This is a genomic window from Streptomyces sp. NBC_01077, from assembly GCF_045162855.1.
In the GTDB taxonomy this organism is placed as follows: domain Bacteria; phylum Actinomycetota; class Actinomycetes; order Streptomycetales; family Streptomycetaceae; genus Streptomyces.
Genome location: NZ_CP108669.1, coordinates 5,054,440 through 5,067,851, shown reverse-complemented (window position 1 = coordinate 5,067,851; position 13,412 = coordinate 5,054,440). Strand labels below are relative to the sequence as shown.

General features: G+C 71.3%; 13 protein-coding genes. 7 read left to right on the top strand and 6 right to left on the bottom strand.

What is annotated here, in order from left to right:
* Positions 1-49: 49 nt before the first annotated feature.
* From OG462_RS22780 to OG462_RS22765, 4 genes are read right to left on the bottom strand one after another with little or no spacing between them, the layout of a single operon-like run.
* A complete protein-coding gene (locus OG462_RS22780) occupies positions 50-769 on the bottom strand; it encodes an ABC transporter permease (protein WP_406060226.1) in 720 nt (239 codons plus the stop codon).
* 14 nt (positions 770-783) lie between these two features.
* Positions 784-1,695: an ABC transporter ATP-binding protein gene (locus OG462_RS22775; protein WP_406060224.1), complete on the bottom strand. Its 912-nt coding sequence runs from the start codon at positions 1,693-1,695 to the stop codon at positions 784-786.
* A complete protein-coding gene (locus tag OG462_RS22770; protein ID WP_406060222.1) occupies positions 1,692-2,594 on the bottom strand; it encodes an ABC transporter permease in 903 nt (300 codons plus the stop codon). Before OG462_RS22770 ends, OG462_RS22775 begins: the two co-directional genes overlap by 4 nt.
* A complete protein-coding gene (locus tag OG462_RS22765; RefSeq protein ID WP_406066661.1) occupies positions 2,591-3,556 on the bottom strand; it encodes an ABC transporter ATP-binding protein in 966 nt (321 codons plus the stop codon). Before OG462_RS22765 ends, OG462_RS22770 begins: the two co-directional genes overlap by 4 nt.
* 263 nt (positions 3,557-3,819) lie before the next feature.
* On the opposite strand from OG462_RS22765, the gene OG462_RS22760 reads away from it, so the two are divergent.
* The 6 genes from OG462_RS22760 to OG462_RS22735 all read left to right on the top strand — a co-directional run bounded on the left by OG462_RS22760 (position 3,820) and on the right by OG462_RS22735 (position 9,813).
* Positions 3,820-4,665 carry a M24 family metallopeptidase gene (locus tag OG462_RS22760; RefSeq protein ID WP_406060220.1) on the top strand — a complete coding sequence of 282 codons (846 nt, stop codon included), beginning with the start codon at positions 3,820-3,822 and terminating at the stop codon, positions 4,663-4,665.
* Complete coding sequence (locus OG462_RS22755; RefSeq protein WP_406060218.1) at positions 4,665-6,500, top strand: SDR family oxidoreductase; 1,836 nt, start codon at positions 4,665-4,667, stop codon at positions 6,498-6,500. Before OG462_RS22760 ends, OG462_RS22755 begins: the two co-directional genes overlap by 1 nt.
* Before the next feature lie 139 nt (positions 6,501-6,639).
* Entirely contained in the window at positions 6,640-7,587 is a 948-nt protein-coding gene (locus tag OG462_RS22750) for a MerR family transcriptional regulator (RefSeq protein ID WP_406060216.1), read from the top strand.
* Positions 7,588-7,709: 122 nt separating this feature from the next.
* Positions 7,710-8,270, top strand: coding sequence for an RNA 2'-phosphotransferase (locus OG462_RS22745; RefSeq protein WP_406060215.1), 561 nt, complete (start codon positions 7,710-7,712; stop codon positions 8,268-8,270).
* Between the two features lie 138 nt (positions 8,271-8,408).
* Positions 8,409-8,861: a hypothetical protein gene (locus OG462_RS22740; protein ID WP_406060213.1), complete on the top strand. Its 453-nt coding sequence runs from the start codon at positions 8,409-8,411 to the stop codon at positions 8,859-8,861.
* Positions 8,862-8,919: 58 nt separating this feature from the next.
* Entirely contained in the window at positions 8,920-9,813 is an 894-nt protein-coding gene (locus tag OG462_RS22735; protein ID WP_406060211.1) for an LLM class flavin-dependent oxidoreductase, read from the top strand.
* 43 nt (positions 9,814-9,856) lie between these two features.
* Here the strand turns inward: OG462_RS22735 and OG462_RS22730 are convergent, their stop codons facing one another.
* A complete protein-coding gene (locus tag OG462_RS22730) occupies positions 9,857-10,558 on the bottom strand; it encodes a DUF6083 domain-containing protein (protein WP_406060209.1) in 702 nt (233 codons plus the stop codon).
* 184 nt (positions 10,559-10,742) lie between these two features.
* Between OG462_RS22730 and OG462_RS22725 the strand changes: the two genes are divergently transcribed.
* Complete coding sequence (locus OG462_RS22725; RefSeq protein WP_406060207.1) at positions 10,743-11,624, top strand: HAD hydrolase family protein; 882 nt, start codon at positions 10,743-10,745, stop codon at positions 11,622-11,624.
* Positions 11,625-11,680: 56 nt separating this feature from the next.
* On the opposite strand, the gene OG462_RS22720 is transcribed toward OG462_RS22725, so the two are convergent.
* Entirely contained in the window at positions 11,681-13,393 is a 1,713-nt protein-coding gene (locus OG462_RS22720; RefSeq protein WP_406060205.1) for a GAF domain-containing sensor histidine kinase, read from the bottom strand.
* Between the last annotated feature and the right edge of the window lie 19 nt (positions 13,394-13,412).

The following is a 13,412-nucleotide window of genomic DNA, read 5'->3' as shown; positions in this document are numbered from 1 at the left end:
CCGGGGTGGGGCGCCCGGCCTCGGAGCCGTACCGCTTCTCCGTCTGCTTCTACTCCTCGCCCGCCAGGGTGAGTCTGCTGAGCTTGAAGCCGGCGAACCAGGTCGCCGCGACCGTGACCGCCACGAGGAGCACGACGGACGTCGTGAGTCCCACCTCGGAGGTGATCAGGCCGTCGCCGGTGACCTTCTGCGCGAGGGCCAGCGCCCACTGCTGGACGCTCAGGGTGCGTGCGCCCGCGATCAGGGAGCCGAACAGGGCCTCCCACACCAGGGCGTAGACCAGGCCGATGACCACCGCGTGCCGGCTGATCGTGCCGAGCAGCAGGAACAGCGCGCTGTACGCGATGGAGGCCACGAGCGCCGCCACCGTGTACGCGACGGCCACCTGCTGGCCGTTGCCGTTGAGGATGAAACCGGCGATGAACGTCGGTACCGCCGAGAAGACCATCGTGACCGCGATCGCCACGATCAGCTTCGTGAAGATGATCGAGGGGCGCTTCACCGGCTTGGACAGCAGATAGACGATCGAGCCGTCGTCGATCTCGGGTCCGATCGCGCCCGTACCGGCGATCACACCGATCAGCGGCACCATCGTGGCCAGCGCGAAGCCGCCGAGGACATCGGCCGCGACCTGGTCGTCCGCACCGTTGAAGGCGCGCACCGCCGCCGCGATGAGCAGCAGCATGCCGGGCAGCAGGAAGAGGATCAAGGCCCGGCGGCGGCCGAGGAGGGCCCGGTAGGTGAGCCGGGCGACTGTGGGGTTGTACATCGGTCAGGCTCCTTTCAGGCCGCGACGAGGTACGAGAAGACCGATTCGAGGGACTCGTCCGAGGGCGAGACCGTCAGGAGACGGATCCCCCGCTCGCGCGCGACCTTCGGCAGCAGTTCGGTGAACCGCCCGAAGTCCACCGCCTGGATGCGCAGTCCGCCCTCCGCGTGGTCGACCTCGATCCCGGCCGTGGACGGGTCGGCGATCAGCGCCGCGGCGAGTGCCCGGTCGTCGCTGGAGCGGACCAGGTAGCGGTGCGGCCGGTCCGTCATGAGCCGGCGGATCTTGCGGAAGTCACCGGAGGCCGCGTGGCGTCCGGCCACGATCACCTCGATGTGGGAGGCGAGCTGCTCGACCTCCTCCAGGATGTGCGAGGAGAACAGCACCGTGCGGCCGTCCGCGCCCATCTGCCGCAGCAGGTCCATCAGCTGCATGCGCTGGCGCGGGTCCATGCCGTTGAACGGCTCGTCGAGCAGGAGCACCGACGGGTCGTGGACGAGGGCCGAGGCCATCTTCACGCGCTGCCGCATGCCCTTGCTGTACGTGGAGATCTTGCGGTCCTGGGCGTACTCCATCTCGACCGTCGCCAGGGCCTGCTGGGCCTCCTTGGCGCCGAGGCCCTGCAGCTCCGCGTTGGCCACGACGAATTCGCGGCCGGTGAGGAAGTCGTACATCGCCTCCCGCTCGGGCACGACGCCGATCTCGCGGTAGACCGATTCGCTCCCCCAGATCGTCTGCCCGTCGAGGGTGACGCTGCCGGTGGAGGGGTCGAGGAAGCCGCCCATCATGTTGATCAGGGTGGACTTTCCCGCGCCGTTGGGCCCGAGGAGACCGGTGACACCCGGGCCCACCGTCATCGTGACGTCGTTCACGGCCACGACGTTTCCGAACCAGCGGGAGACGTGGTCGATGTGGAGCGTTGTCACAGCCCGACCTTTCGGTAGCGGCGCATCAGGATGCCGTACGAGCCGGCGACGAGCGCGAGGACGACCAGCAGATAGACCGCGCCGACACCGGCGCCCGGCCCCTCGCCTCCGGGGAAGGAGGAGGGAGCGCCGAGGAAGGCGGTCTGTACGCCGTCGATGAGCGTGATCGGCGAGAAGAGGCCCAGCCAGGAGATGGCGCCCAGGTTGTCCGTGCCGTACGCGATGCCCTGGAGCGTCGAGACCGCTCCGTACGAGATCGTCAGCGCGCCGATCACGGCGGCGACACCGAAGCCGCGGCGCGGGGTGAGCGCCGCCATGACCAGCCCGATGCCGCCGAAGAGCAGCGAGAGCAGGGTGATGGAGACCAGTCCCTGACCGAACATCTGCGTCTGGGTGCCGAAGTCCATCTTGGCCAGCAGGGAGCCGATCCAGAGGATGAGAAGCGGGACGCAGGTCAGCAGGAAGAGTGCCGAGGCCATCGCGCCGAACTTGGCGAGCACGTAGTCCGCGCGCTCGATCGGCCGGGAGAAGTACAGCGACACGGTCCTGAACCGGAGGTCGCGGGAGACCGACTGCGGCGCCTGCGAGGCCAGGTAGATGCCGATGACGACCTGCAGGAAGATCGCGTACTGCGTGTACTCGATCGACAGCTTGGTCTGCTTGGTGACGACCGCGACCGCGACGATGATGAGCGCGGGAACGCACATCACGCCGAAGAGAAGCATCGGCAGCACCTTCGACTTGGCGCTGCGGCCCAGGCCGTACGCGCCGCGCAGGGACTGCGAGAACAGCGACCTCCGCGCGTACGCCCGGCCGAGACGCGGGCCGTCGTAGGACCGGTAGCCGATGTTGTGGATCCGGGTCGTGTCGGGAGCGGCCTGGGGGGCGGGGGTGCTCATCGGGCCGGCACCTCCTCGTGCTGCGGGGACGCCTCGGGGCGGAAGACCTCGGCGATGTGGTGGCGGCGCTGTTCCATGCGGACGAGACCGAGGCCGAGATCGGCGACGGTGTCCCGCACGAGGTCGTACGTCTCCTCGCCGGGGGCCTCCAGGAGAAGGATGTGGCCGGCGCCGGGCAGGCCGTCCTCCACGCCCGCGTGGAGGGTGACACCCGCGGCGGACAGGGCCGCGCGGAGCGCCGCCGTGCCGTCGGTGTGGGTGTCGGAGTCGGTGACCTCGACGGCGAGCGTCGTGGTCGTCCGGGTGAAGTCGCTGGTGGAGCTGGAGCGCAGCAGCCGGCCGCCGTCGATGACGACGACGTGGTCGCAGGTGCGCTCCAGCTCGCCGAGGAGGTGCGAGGTGACGAGGACGGAGATGCCGAAGTCGGTCCAGACCCGGCGGATCAGTCCCAGCATCTCGTCCCGGCCGACCGGGTCCAGACCGTTGGTCGGCTCGTCCAGGAGGACCAGCTTCGGGTCGTGGACCAGGGCCTGGGCGAGCTTCACCCGCTGCTTCATGCCCGTCGAGTAGCCGCCCATGGGGCGGTACCGCTCCTCGTACAGACCGACGTGCCGCAGGGTGTCGGCGGTCCGCTCGCGAGCGGCGGTGGCGGGCAGCCCGGACATCCGCGCCATGTGGACGACGAACTCGGTGGCCGAGACGTCCGGCGGGAGGCAGTCGTGCTCGGGCATGTATCCCACGCGCTCACGGATCTGGGCGCCGGACGTCCGTACGTCCATGCCCAGGACCTGGGCGGTGCCCTCCGTGGCCGGGGAGAGTCCGAGCAGAATTTTGATCATGGTGGACTTGCCGGCTCCGTTGGCACCCACGAGTCCGGTCACACCGGGTCCGATGTCCAGGGAGAGCCGGTCAAGAGCGGTCACCCGGGGGAACCGCTTGCTGAGGCTTTCGGTCGCGATCACAGTCACGCCTTCGACGGTAGTGGTGTGCGCCACAGCGGTCGTCAGCCCAACGGCTCGATCCTTCTCCGACCATAGGAGTACAAGCCAGTAGGGGCGGTCGCGACGAAAGTCTTTTTCCACAGGCCGGTCGGTGGCCGGGACGGCCGCTTTTCCACAGGGCGTCGTCCGACCCCTTGACGCAGCCGCCGGGCATTGTCACATTCATCGATGTCAAGTTACGGACGCGTAGCGCAGTCGGGCGCTCACACGGGACGGCGGGTGGCATGGCCTCAGCAGTGACAGGGGAACTCTCCGCGGAGCTGCGGGGGTTCAGGGAAGTACAGCGGCTCTCCTACGAGTGCGCGGAGGCCGTCGCCGCACAGCTCAAGCCGGGGGTGACCGAGCGCGAGGCCGCGCGGATGCAGCGCGAGTGGCTGTACGAGCGGGGGGTGCGGGACTGGTTCCACCGGCCGTTCGCCTGGTTCGGGGACCGCACGGCCTTCGTCGACTTCAAGATCCCGCTGCAGTTCTTCCCGACGAACCGGCGCCTTGAGGCGGGGATGCCGTTCATCCTCGACATGGCCCCCGTCTACAAGGGACATACGGCCGACATCGGCTACAGCGGCTGCCTGGGCCTCAACCCCCTGCACGACAAGCTGCTCGCCGACCTGAAGGACCACCGCGAGCTGATCCTGCGCGAGGTGCGCGAGCGCCGCACGCTCCGCGAGATCTACCAGGACGTGGACCGGCTCATGATCCGCCAGGGGTACGCGAACCGGCACCGGGCCTACCCCTTCGGCGTCATCGCCCACAAGATCGACCGGGTGAAGGAGCGCCGCTGGTCGCCGACGGTCTTCGGCTTCGGCACCCAGGCGCTCAAGGGCCTCGCGAGCGACGCCCTGCACGGCCACCGGGACGGCTGGTCGCCGCTCTGGTCGCCGTACAAGTTCTCCGACCACCCGCCGAAGCCCGGCCTGTGGGCGGTCGAGCCGCACCTCGGATTCCGGGGGACGGGCGCGAAGTTCGAGGAGATCCTGGTCGTCACCGACTCCCGGGACCCCGAGCAGAGCGCGTTCTGGCTGGACGACGATCTGCCGCACGTGCGGCGCTGGAACGAGGGAGCGGTCTGATGGCGGGGCTCAAGAAGCCGGCGGCAGGAACCGGCGGACCGACGGCGGGGCTCGCGGGCGCGCGGGAGCGCTGGGTCCGTACGGGCGGGATCGAGCTGTGTGTCGCCGAGCTCGGCGAGACCGGCCGGCCCACCGTCCTGCTCGTGCACGGCTACCCGGACTCCAAGGAGGTGTGGTCGGAGGTCGCCACCCGGCTCGCCGAGGACTTCCACGTCGTCCTCTACGACGTCCGGGGCCACGGCCGCTCGACCGCGCCCGCCCCGCTGCGCGGGGGCTTCACCCTGGAGAAACTGACGGACGACTTCCTCGCGGTCGCCGACGCCGTCAGCCCGGACCGGCCGGTCCACCTCGTGGGCCACGACTGGGGCTCGGTGCAGTCCTGGGAGTTCGTCACCGTCGCGCGTACCGAGGGCCGGATCGCCTCCTTCACGTCGATGTCGGGGCCTTCCCTCGACCACTTCGGGCACTGGATCAAGCGGCGGATGACCCGGCCCACCCCGCGCCGGGTCGGCCAGCTCCTCGGCCAGGGCGCCAAGTCCTGGTACGTGTACATGCTGCACACGCCCGTGCTGCCGGAGCTCGCCTGGCGGGGGCCGCTCGGCAAGCGCTGGCCGAAGATCCTGGAGCGCGTCGAGAAGGTCCCGGCCGGCGACTACCCGACCCCGTCGCTGCCGAGCGACGCGGCGCACGGCGCCTGGCTCTACCGGGACAACGTCCGCGCCCGCCTCGGCAGGCCGCGCCCCGACGCGTACGCGCACGCACCCGTGCAGCTGATCACGCCGACCGGTGACGCCTTCCTCTCCGAGCGGCTCTACGACGACCTGGGCGACTGGGTGCCGGACCTGACCCGGCGCTCGCTGCCCGCGAAGCACTGGGTGCCGCGCACCCGGCCGGACCAGCTGTCCGCCTGGATCGGCGCGTTCGTCCGCGCCAACGAGGAACCGGCGACCAGGGCGCCCGAGCCGGTCGCGGCGACGGTGGCGAAGAGCGGGGTGAAGCCGGAGTACGCGGAGCGGTTCGGCGGCCAGCTCGTCCTGGTGACCGGGGCGGCCAGCGGCATCGGACGGGCCACCGCCTTCGCGTTCGCGGAGGCCGGCGCCCGGGTCGTGGCCGTCGACCGGGACACCGAGGGCGCGGTCCGCACGGCCGAGATGGCCCGGCTGATCGGCGCCCCGGAGGCCTGGGGCGAGACCGTCGACGTCGCCGACGAGCAGGCGATGGAGAAGCTGGCCGCCAAGGTGGCGAGCGAGTACGGAATCGTCGACGTCCTCGTCAACAACGCGGGCATCGGCCTCACCGGCTCCTTCTTCGACACGACGAGCGAGGAGTGGAAGCGGGTCCTCGACGTCAATCTGTGGGGCGTGATCCACGGGTGCCGGGTCTTCGGCGCCCAGATGACCGCACGCGGCCAGGGCGGCCACATCGTCAACACCGCGTCCGCCGCGGCGTTCCAGCCCTCCCGCGCCCTGCCCGCGTACAGCACGTCGAAGGCGGCGGTGCTGATGCTCAGCGAGTGCCTGCGCGCCGAACTGGCCGACCAGGGCATCGGGGTGTCCGCGATCTGCCCCGGCATCGTCAACACCAACATCACGGCGACCGCGCGGTTCGCGGGCGTCACGGACGAGGCGGAGGAGAAGCGGCGCCAGAAGAAGGCGTCCCGGCTGTACGGCCTGCGGAACTTCCCGCCGGAGAAGGTGGCGGACGCGATCCTGGGGGCCGTGCTGCACGACCGCGCGGTCGTCCCGGTGACGCCCGAGGCCAAGGGTGCGCACTTCCTGTCCCGGCTGAGCCCGGGAACCCTGCGGGCCTTCGCGCGGTGGCAGCCGCCGGCATAGGGAGGGGCGGGTCGAGTGTCCGTGGCGGCTGTCGGTCCCTGCCCGCGCGGGGGTCGGTCCGGGGCGGCGGTCGTACGATCCCCCTTGCAGAAGGGGCCCCGCGGCTGCGGGGCGGAGCGAGCGGTCGGTGGGAGCGGGTTTGTCCGAGCAGTCAGCACAGCCGGAGTACCGGATCGAGGATCTCGCCCATCGCAGCGGGGCCACGGTCCGGACGATCCGCGCCTACCAGGACCGCGGGCTGCTGCCCCGCCCGGAGCGGCGGGGCAGGTCGAACGTGTACGGGGACGCGCACCTCGCGCGGCTCCGGCAGATCGCCGACCTCCTCGACCGGGGCTACACCCTGGCCTCGATCAAGGAGCTCCTGGAGGCCTGGGACACCGGCCGGGGACTCGGCGGGGTGCTCGGTCTGGTCGCGGAGGTCCACGGTCCGTGGACGGACGAGGAGGCGGACCGGATCTCCCGCGCGGAGCTGGAGGCCCGCTTCGGCGGCACGCCGGACGAGGCGGCCATTCTGGAGGCCGTCGAGCTCGGCGTACTGGAGCCGCTTCCCGACCGGGAGACGGAGGAGTACCTCGTACCGAGCCCCCAGGAGCTCGCCGTGGCCGCCGAGTTGTACGCGGCGGGGGTGCCGCTCGCGGCAATCACCGGGCATCTGAGGGAACTTCGCGATCAGGTGGAACACATAGCGTCCCGTTTCCTGGAGTTCACGACCGAGCACGTCTTCGCGCGCTATCTGGAGCACCGGCCGCCGACGGACGCGGACGCGAACGAGGCGGCGACGATGGTCCGGCGACTCCGGCCACTGGCCCAGCAGACAGTGGACGCCGAACTGGCCCGGGCCATGCGTCTGTTGGCCACCCGCCATCTCCAGCTCCATCTGTCGCCGAACGCTCCGCCGGCGAAGGACGACGAACCGCGCCCGGTGGCCCTACCGGCCGGGACGGTGCGGGCCGTTCAGAGTCTGGTGGGTCAGGAGGGGGTCGCCGCCTTCGTCGCCGCCGCCACGGAACGAGAAGTCCACAAACGGACATTGGACACTCTCACCTCAAGTCACCTCATTGATGGTGAATTTACTCAATCCACCTGAAAATAAAGAGGTGTTGTCCACAGAATCGCCAACTAGCCTGTGGATAAGTCGCTTTGGCTGTGGATCAAACCTGTGCATTCAAATCGATGGCCCAGCGATCCGGGCTCCGTCATCCTGACGGAATGACCCGACAACAACCACCGGACGAGCGCCGTACGGTGAGAATCTCGAAGTACCTCTCCAAGCACCTGCGCCATCAGCCCGAGCGCATCGGTCTCGTCCTCGACGCACACGGCTGGACCGAGATCGAGGCGCTGCTCGGGGCCCTCGCCCGGAACGGCTTCCCGATCACCCGCGAGGAACTCGACCACGTCGTCGCCGCCAACGACAAGAAGCGCTTCGCGATCGAAGGCACCCGCATCCGCGCCAGCCAGGGCCACACCGTCGAGGTGGACCTGGACCTGCCGCCCGCGGAACCGCCCGCGTACCTCTACCACGGTACGGTCGCCGCCGTGCTTCCCGCGATCCGGGCGGAGGGGCTGCGCCCCATGGCCCGCCACCACGTGCACCTCTCCCCCGACCGGGAGACCGCGACCCGGGTCGGCGCCCGGCGCGGACGGCCGGTCGTGATCAGTGTCGACGCCGGCGCCATGCACCGGGCCGGACACGTCTTCCGCGTCAGCGCCAACGGGGTCTGGCTCGCGGACACCGTCCCACCGGAATTCCTCCGCTTTCCCGGCTGAGGGCCGGTTTCCCGACTGAAGGCCGGTTTCCCGCCTGAGGGCCGGTTTCCGTCCGAGGCTGCCCACCTTCGGCCCGACTGAGGCCCGTTTCCGTCCGAGCCTGCCCGCTTTCGGTCCGGCTGAGGCATGATCGTTGCCATGGCTCACCCGCACCTGCCCAGCACCGAAGCAGCCGTCACCGCGATCCGTGCGTTCGCCCAGGAGTTCAACCTGGAGATGACGGTGACCGACGACATCGGCGCGGACCAGACGTCCCGTCGTACCTCCTCCGGCGCGTTCGCCGTCCTCGACGCGGACGGCTCGCTGCCGCACGAGGCCTACGTCGAACTGGGCGGCTCGCCCTTGGTCACGGTCCAGATCTTCCCCGAGGACGACGCGAGGATCATCGTGGACGGCATCGAGTTCGCGGACGTTCCCCGCGACGCCGTCCCCGCCTTCCTCCGCTCGGTCCACGGCGGCCTCGCCCATGTGAAGGGCCGTTTCTTCCCGCCCGGCTGGTGGCTGATCGTCCCGCTGCCGGGCGACGTGACGTACAAGGAGCTCGTCCCCGGCGCGTCGCTCACCCCCTGGATGAACGGCCGGGTCCGCTGAGCGGCTCGCGTGTCGTGCGTCCGAGGTCCGTCGATACGCGCGCGCGTATCGTGGCGTCATGCGCTTGAGTACGGTGATCCTCCCCATCCACCGATGGAGCGAGGGGCAGAAGACCTGGCGGCGGGCCGAAGACCTCGGGTTCCACGCCGCGTACACCTACGACCACCTGTCCTGGCGGACCTTCCGGGACGGCCCGTGGTTCGGGGCGCTGCCCACGCTCACCGCGGCGGCGACGGCCACCGAGCGGATCCGCCTCGGCACGCTCGTGACCTCGCCGAACTTCCGCCACCCGGTGACGCTCGCGAAGGAGCTGATGGCGCTCGACGACATCTCCGACGGGCGGATCACGCTCGGCATCGGAGCGGGCGGCAACGGCTTCGACGCCACCGCGCTGGGGCAGGAGCCGTGGACGCCGAAGGAGCGCGCGGACCGTTTCGGCGAGTTCGTGGCGCTGCTCGACCGGCTGCTCACCGAGGACGCGGTGACACAGCAGGGCACGTTCTACTCGGCGGACGAGGCCCGGAACATCCCCGGCTGCGTCCAGCGCCCCCGACTGCCGTTCGCGGTCGCGGCGACCGGTCCGCGCGGGCTGAAGCTGGCCGCGCGGTACGGGCAGGCGTGGGTGACGACGGGTGACCCGAAGATCTTCGAGGAGGGCACCCCGGAGCAGTCCGTGGCGGCGCTGCGCGGCCAGATCGAGAAGCTGGGCAAGGCGTGCGCCGATGCCGGGCGTGAGGTGGCCGAGCTCGACAAGGTCCTGCTGACGGGCTTCACCCCGGACCGCGGCCGGCCGCTGGAGTCCGTGGACGCGTTCGTCGACTTCGCCGGGCGCCACCGCGAGCTCGGCTTCACCGAGATCGTGATCCACTGGCCGATCCCCGACTCGGACTTCGCCGCCGACCAGACGGTCTTCGAGCGGATCGCCACGGAGGCGCTCGCGCAGCTGGGCTGACGGCGACACCGACGTCCGCGCGCCGAGACGTTCGCCCGGTGGATCAGGTGGTCCGCCGGGCGTGGCCCCGCCACAGGGCGAGCAGGACGGGGGAGCCGACCGGTTCCGGACCCGCCGCGCAGACGTCGAAGTGGCTGACCCGACAGGTGTCGGACGGCACCGCGGAACCCAGGTTGACCGCGGTTCCGTCACCCGCGACGCGCCAGCGGCTGCCCGCCGGAACGGCGGCGGTCGTCAGCTCCCCGGGCTCGATCAAGATCCAGCGGCCCCGCACCGTCCGGTGCCACTCGGCGCGCGCCCCGCACCGACGACAGACCGAGCCGGCCGGACTCGCCGCGCCGCGTACGACTCCGCCGGACCGGGGCTCCGGTACGACGGCGGCCTCGGACCAGGCATCCCGCACGGAATCACCGGACCGAGGTTCCGGTACGGCGCCGCCCACCGACCAGGCATCCCGTACCGCATCCCCGGAACGGGGCTCCGGCACCAGGCCGCCCCCCGGCCGGACATCCCGTATCGCGTCCCCGAAGCGCGTATCCCGTACGGCACCCCCGCCGCGCACCGCGAACGACGCGGCGTCGACCAGACCCGCCAGGACATCGCCCACCAGCACCGGGTCCCGTGCGGGGTGTGCCGACCCCGTTCCCTCGCACGCCGAGCAGAGGGCCATGCCGAGGCTCGGCACCCACGTCCCGTACGGCGCGCCGCAGGAGTCGCACTCGTCGTTTCTCCGGCCCGAGCCCATGCCCCGCCCCCTTGAGACGCCATCAGCTCTCAGGGATCTTCCCCGTCACCCCGAAAACGAACGGACGTTTACGGCCACGTCGGGGCGTAAACACCCGGCCGCCGGGGCAGATGCCGCCCGAAACCGACCACTCATATGTGCGGCTCCCCGCACGCCCGTGCGTCCGGTGCGGAAGAATGGGGCGGTGACCTCTCCCCGTTCCCCGCGCACACCCGCCCCGACGGCCCGACTGATCGCCACCGACCTGGACGGCACGCTCCTGCGCGACGACAAGTCCCTCTCCGAGCGCACGGTCGCCGCCCTCGCCGCAGCCGAGGAGGCCGGGATCGAGGTCTTCTTCGTCACCGGCCGCCCGGCCCGCTGGATGGATGTCGTCAGCGACCACGTCCACGGTCACGGCCTGGCGATCTGCGCCAACGGCGCCGCCGTCGTCGACCTCCACGCCGGAGGCACCTTCCTCGAGGTGCGCCCGCTGGAGCGGCCGGCCGCCATGGACGTCGTCCGGGCCCTGCGCGCCGCCGCGCCCGGGACCTCCTTCGCGGTCGAGCTCACCACCGGCATCCACTACGAGCCGCACTACCCGCCGTTCCACCTCGACCCCGGCGCGACCGTCGCCACCGCCGAGAAGCTCCTCTTCGAGGAGGCGCCCGGCGCCGCGGCCCCGGTGCTGAAGCTGCTCGCCCGGCACCCGGAGCTCGACCCCGACGTGTTCCTGGCGGTGGCCAGGGAGGCCGCAGGGGACCGAGCCTCGTTCACCCGGTCCGGTCCCACCGCCCTCATCGAGGTCAGCGGACTCGGCGTCTCCAAGGCGTCCACCCTGGCCCGGTGCTGCGCCGAGCGCGGGATCACGGCCGAGGAGGTCGTCGCCTTCGGCGACATGCCCAACGACATCGAGATGCTGAGCTGGGCGGGCCGTTCGTACGCGATGGGCAAGGCCCACCCCGACGTGATCGCCGCCGCCTCCGGCCGTACGGTCGGCAACAACGAGGACGGCGTGGCCGTCGTCGTCGAAGAGCTGGTGGCCGAGGCACTGCGCGCGGCGGGGAACCCGGCGCCACAGGACTGAGACGCACCGCCGGCCCCCGCGGGACAGCAGGGCTACAGGGCTACAGGGCCACAGGGCTACAGCGGGGCCTCCCACACCACCGTCGTACCGCCGCCGTCCTCCCCGATGCCCGGCCCGCACCAGCTCGCGCCGCCCAACGACTCGGCCCGGCGCGCCAGGTTGCGCAGGCCGCTGCGTCGCCCGCCCGCCGGGATGCCGATGCCGTCGTCGGCGACCTCGAGCCGTACCCCGGCGGAGCCGTCGGGCAGGGTGACACCGGCGTCGACGACCACCTCGATCCGGCTCGCCTCCGCGTGCCGGAAGGCGTTGGACAGCGCCTCGCGCAGGGCGGCGATGAGGTTCTTGCCGGTGAGTTCGCCGACCGTCGAGTCGATCGCGCCGAGGAAACGGTGCGCGGGCTTGAAGCCGAGCGGCACGGCCGCCATGTTGATCTCCCGCAGCACCCGGGTGCGCAGCCCCGACGGGGCCTCGGCAGGCCCCTGTTGGAGCGCGAAGATCGCCGTACGGATCTCCTGGATGGTCACGTCCAGCTCGTCCACGGCCTTGCCGACGCCCTCGCGCACGGCCGGCACGATCGACCGGCGCTGTGCGCTCTCCAGCATCATGCCGGTGGCGAAGAGCCGCTGGATGACGAGGTCGTGCAGGTCACGGGCGATCCGGTCGCGGTCCTCGTACACGGCGAGGCGCTCCCGGTCCCGCTGCGCGTCGGCCATCATCAGGGCGAGCGCCGCCTGCGAGGCGAACTGGGTGGCGAGCGTCCGCTCCGTCTCGGTGAACTGGCGGCCGCCCCTCACCCGGGGTGTGGCGAGCGCGCCGAGCACCCGCCCGCCGCTCTGCAGCGGCAGCATCATGCTCGGGCCGTACGGCGAGGTCAGCCGGCTGATCATGCGCGGGTCCGTCGAGGCGTCCGTCACGAAGACCGCCTCGCCCTCCAGGAGCCGCTGCACGACGGCGCTCTCGGGCGGGATCACCACGCCCAGCGACTTCGTGGGCCGGGGCGAGGAGACGGCGACGATCTCCAGGCCGCCGTCCTCGGCGGGCAGCAGCACGATCCCCGCGTCGGCGTCGGCGAGGCGGCGGGCCTGCTCGGCGACGACGGTGAGGGCGTCGTCCGCGTCACCGCCGGAGAGCAGCGCGGTGGTGACGGCGACGGAGCCGTCGATCCACCGTTCGCGCTGTCGGGCGGCCTCGTACAGGCGGGCGTTGCCGATGGCGATGCCCGCCTCGGTGGCGAGCACCCGGACCATGTGCACGTCGTAGTCGTTGAACTCGCCCCCGCCGTGCTTCTCCGCGAGGTACAGATTGCCGAAGATCTCGCCCTGGACCCGGATGGGGACACCGAGGAAGGTCCGCATCGGGGGGTGTCCGGGAGGGAAGCCCGCCGCGCGCGGATTGGTGGAGAGGTCCGCGAGGCGGATCGTCTGGGGGTCGCGGATCAGCGCGCCGAGCAGCCCGGCGTGACCGTCGGGGCGGTGCCCGATCCGGCGGGCCACGTCCTCGTCGACGCCGAAGGTGACGAAGTCGGAGAGGCCCTTGCCCTCCTCGTCGACGACGCCGATGGCGGCGTAGCGGGCGTCGGCGAGTTCGGCGGCGGTCTCGCAGATGCGGTCGAGGGTGGAGTGGAGTTCGAGCCCGGTGCCCACCGAGCGCATGGCTTCCAGGAGCTGTGGCACGCGGGCGGTGAGCTCCGTGGACAGCCCCTGGAGGCTGCGGGTGGCCTGGGTGGCGGCTTCCAGGGGGTCCGAGGCGTCGGACGCTGCGGCGGTCATGGGCTTGAGCCTAGTAAGT

Coding starts and splice junctions, on each gene's coding strand:
- OG462_RS22780 (WP_406060226.1), bottom strand. CDS start 769: ATGTACAACCCCACAGTCGCCCGGCTCACCTACCGGGCCCTCCTCGGC.
- OG462_RS22770 (WP_406060222.1), bottom strand. CDS start 2,594: ATGAGCACCCCCGCCCCCCAGGCCGCTCCCGACACGACCCGGATCCAC.
- OG462_RS22760 (WP_406060220.1), top strand. CDS start 3,820: ATGGCCTCAGCAGTGACAGGGGAACTCTCCGCGGAGCTGCGGGGGTTC.
- OG462_RS22755 (WP_406060218.1), top strand. CDS start 4,665: ATGGCGGGGCTCAAGAAGCCGGCGGCAGGAACCGGCGGACCGACGGCG.
- OG462_RS22745 (WP_406060215.1), top strand. CDS start 7,710: ATGACCCGACAACAACCACCGGACGAGCGCCGTACGGTGAGAATCTCG.
- OG462_RS22740 (WP_406060213.1), top strand. CDS start 8,409: ATGGCTCACCCGCACCTGCCCAGCACCGAAGCAGCCGTCACCGCGATC.
- OG462_RS22735 (WP_406060211.1), top strand. CDS start 8,920: ATGCGCTTGAGTACGGTGATCCTCCCCATCCACCGATGGAGCGAGGGG.
- OG462_RS22730 (WP_406060209.1), bottom strand. CDS start 10,558: ATGGGCTCGGGCCGGAGAAACGACGAGTGCGACTCCTGCGGCGCGCCG.
- OG462_RS22720 (WP_406060205.1), bottom strand. CDS start 13,393: ATGACCGCCGCAGCGTCCGACGCCTCGGACCCCCTGGAAGCCGCCACC.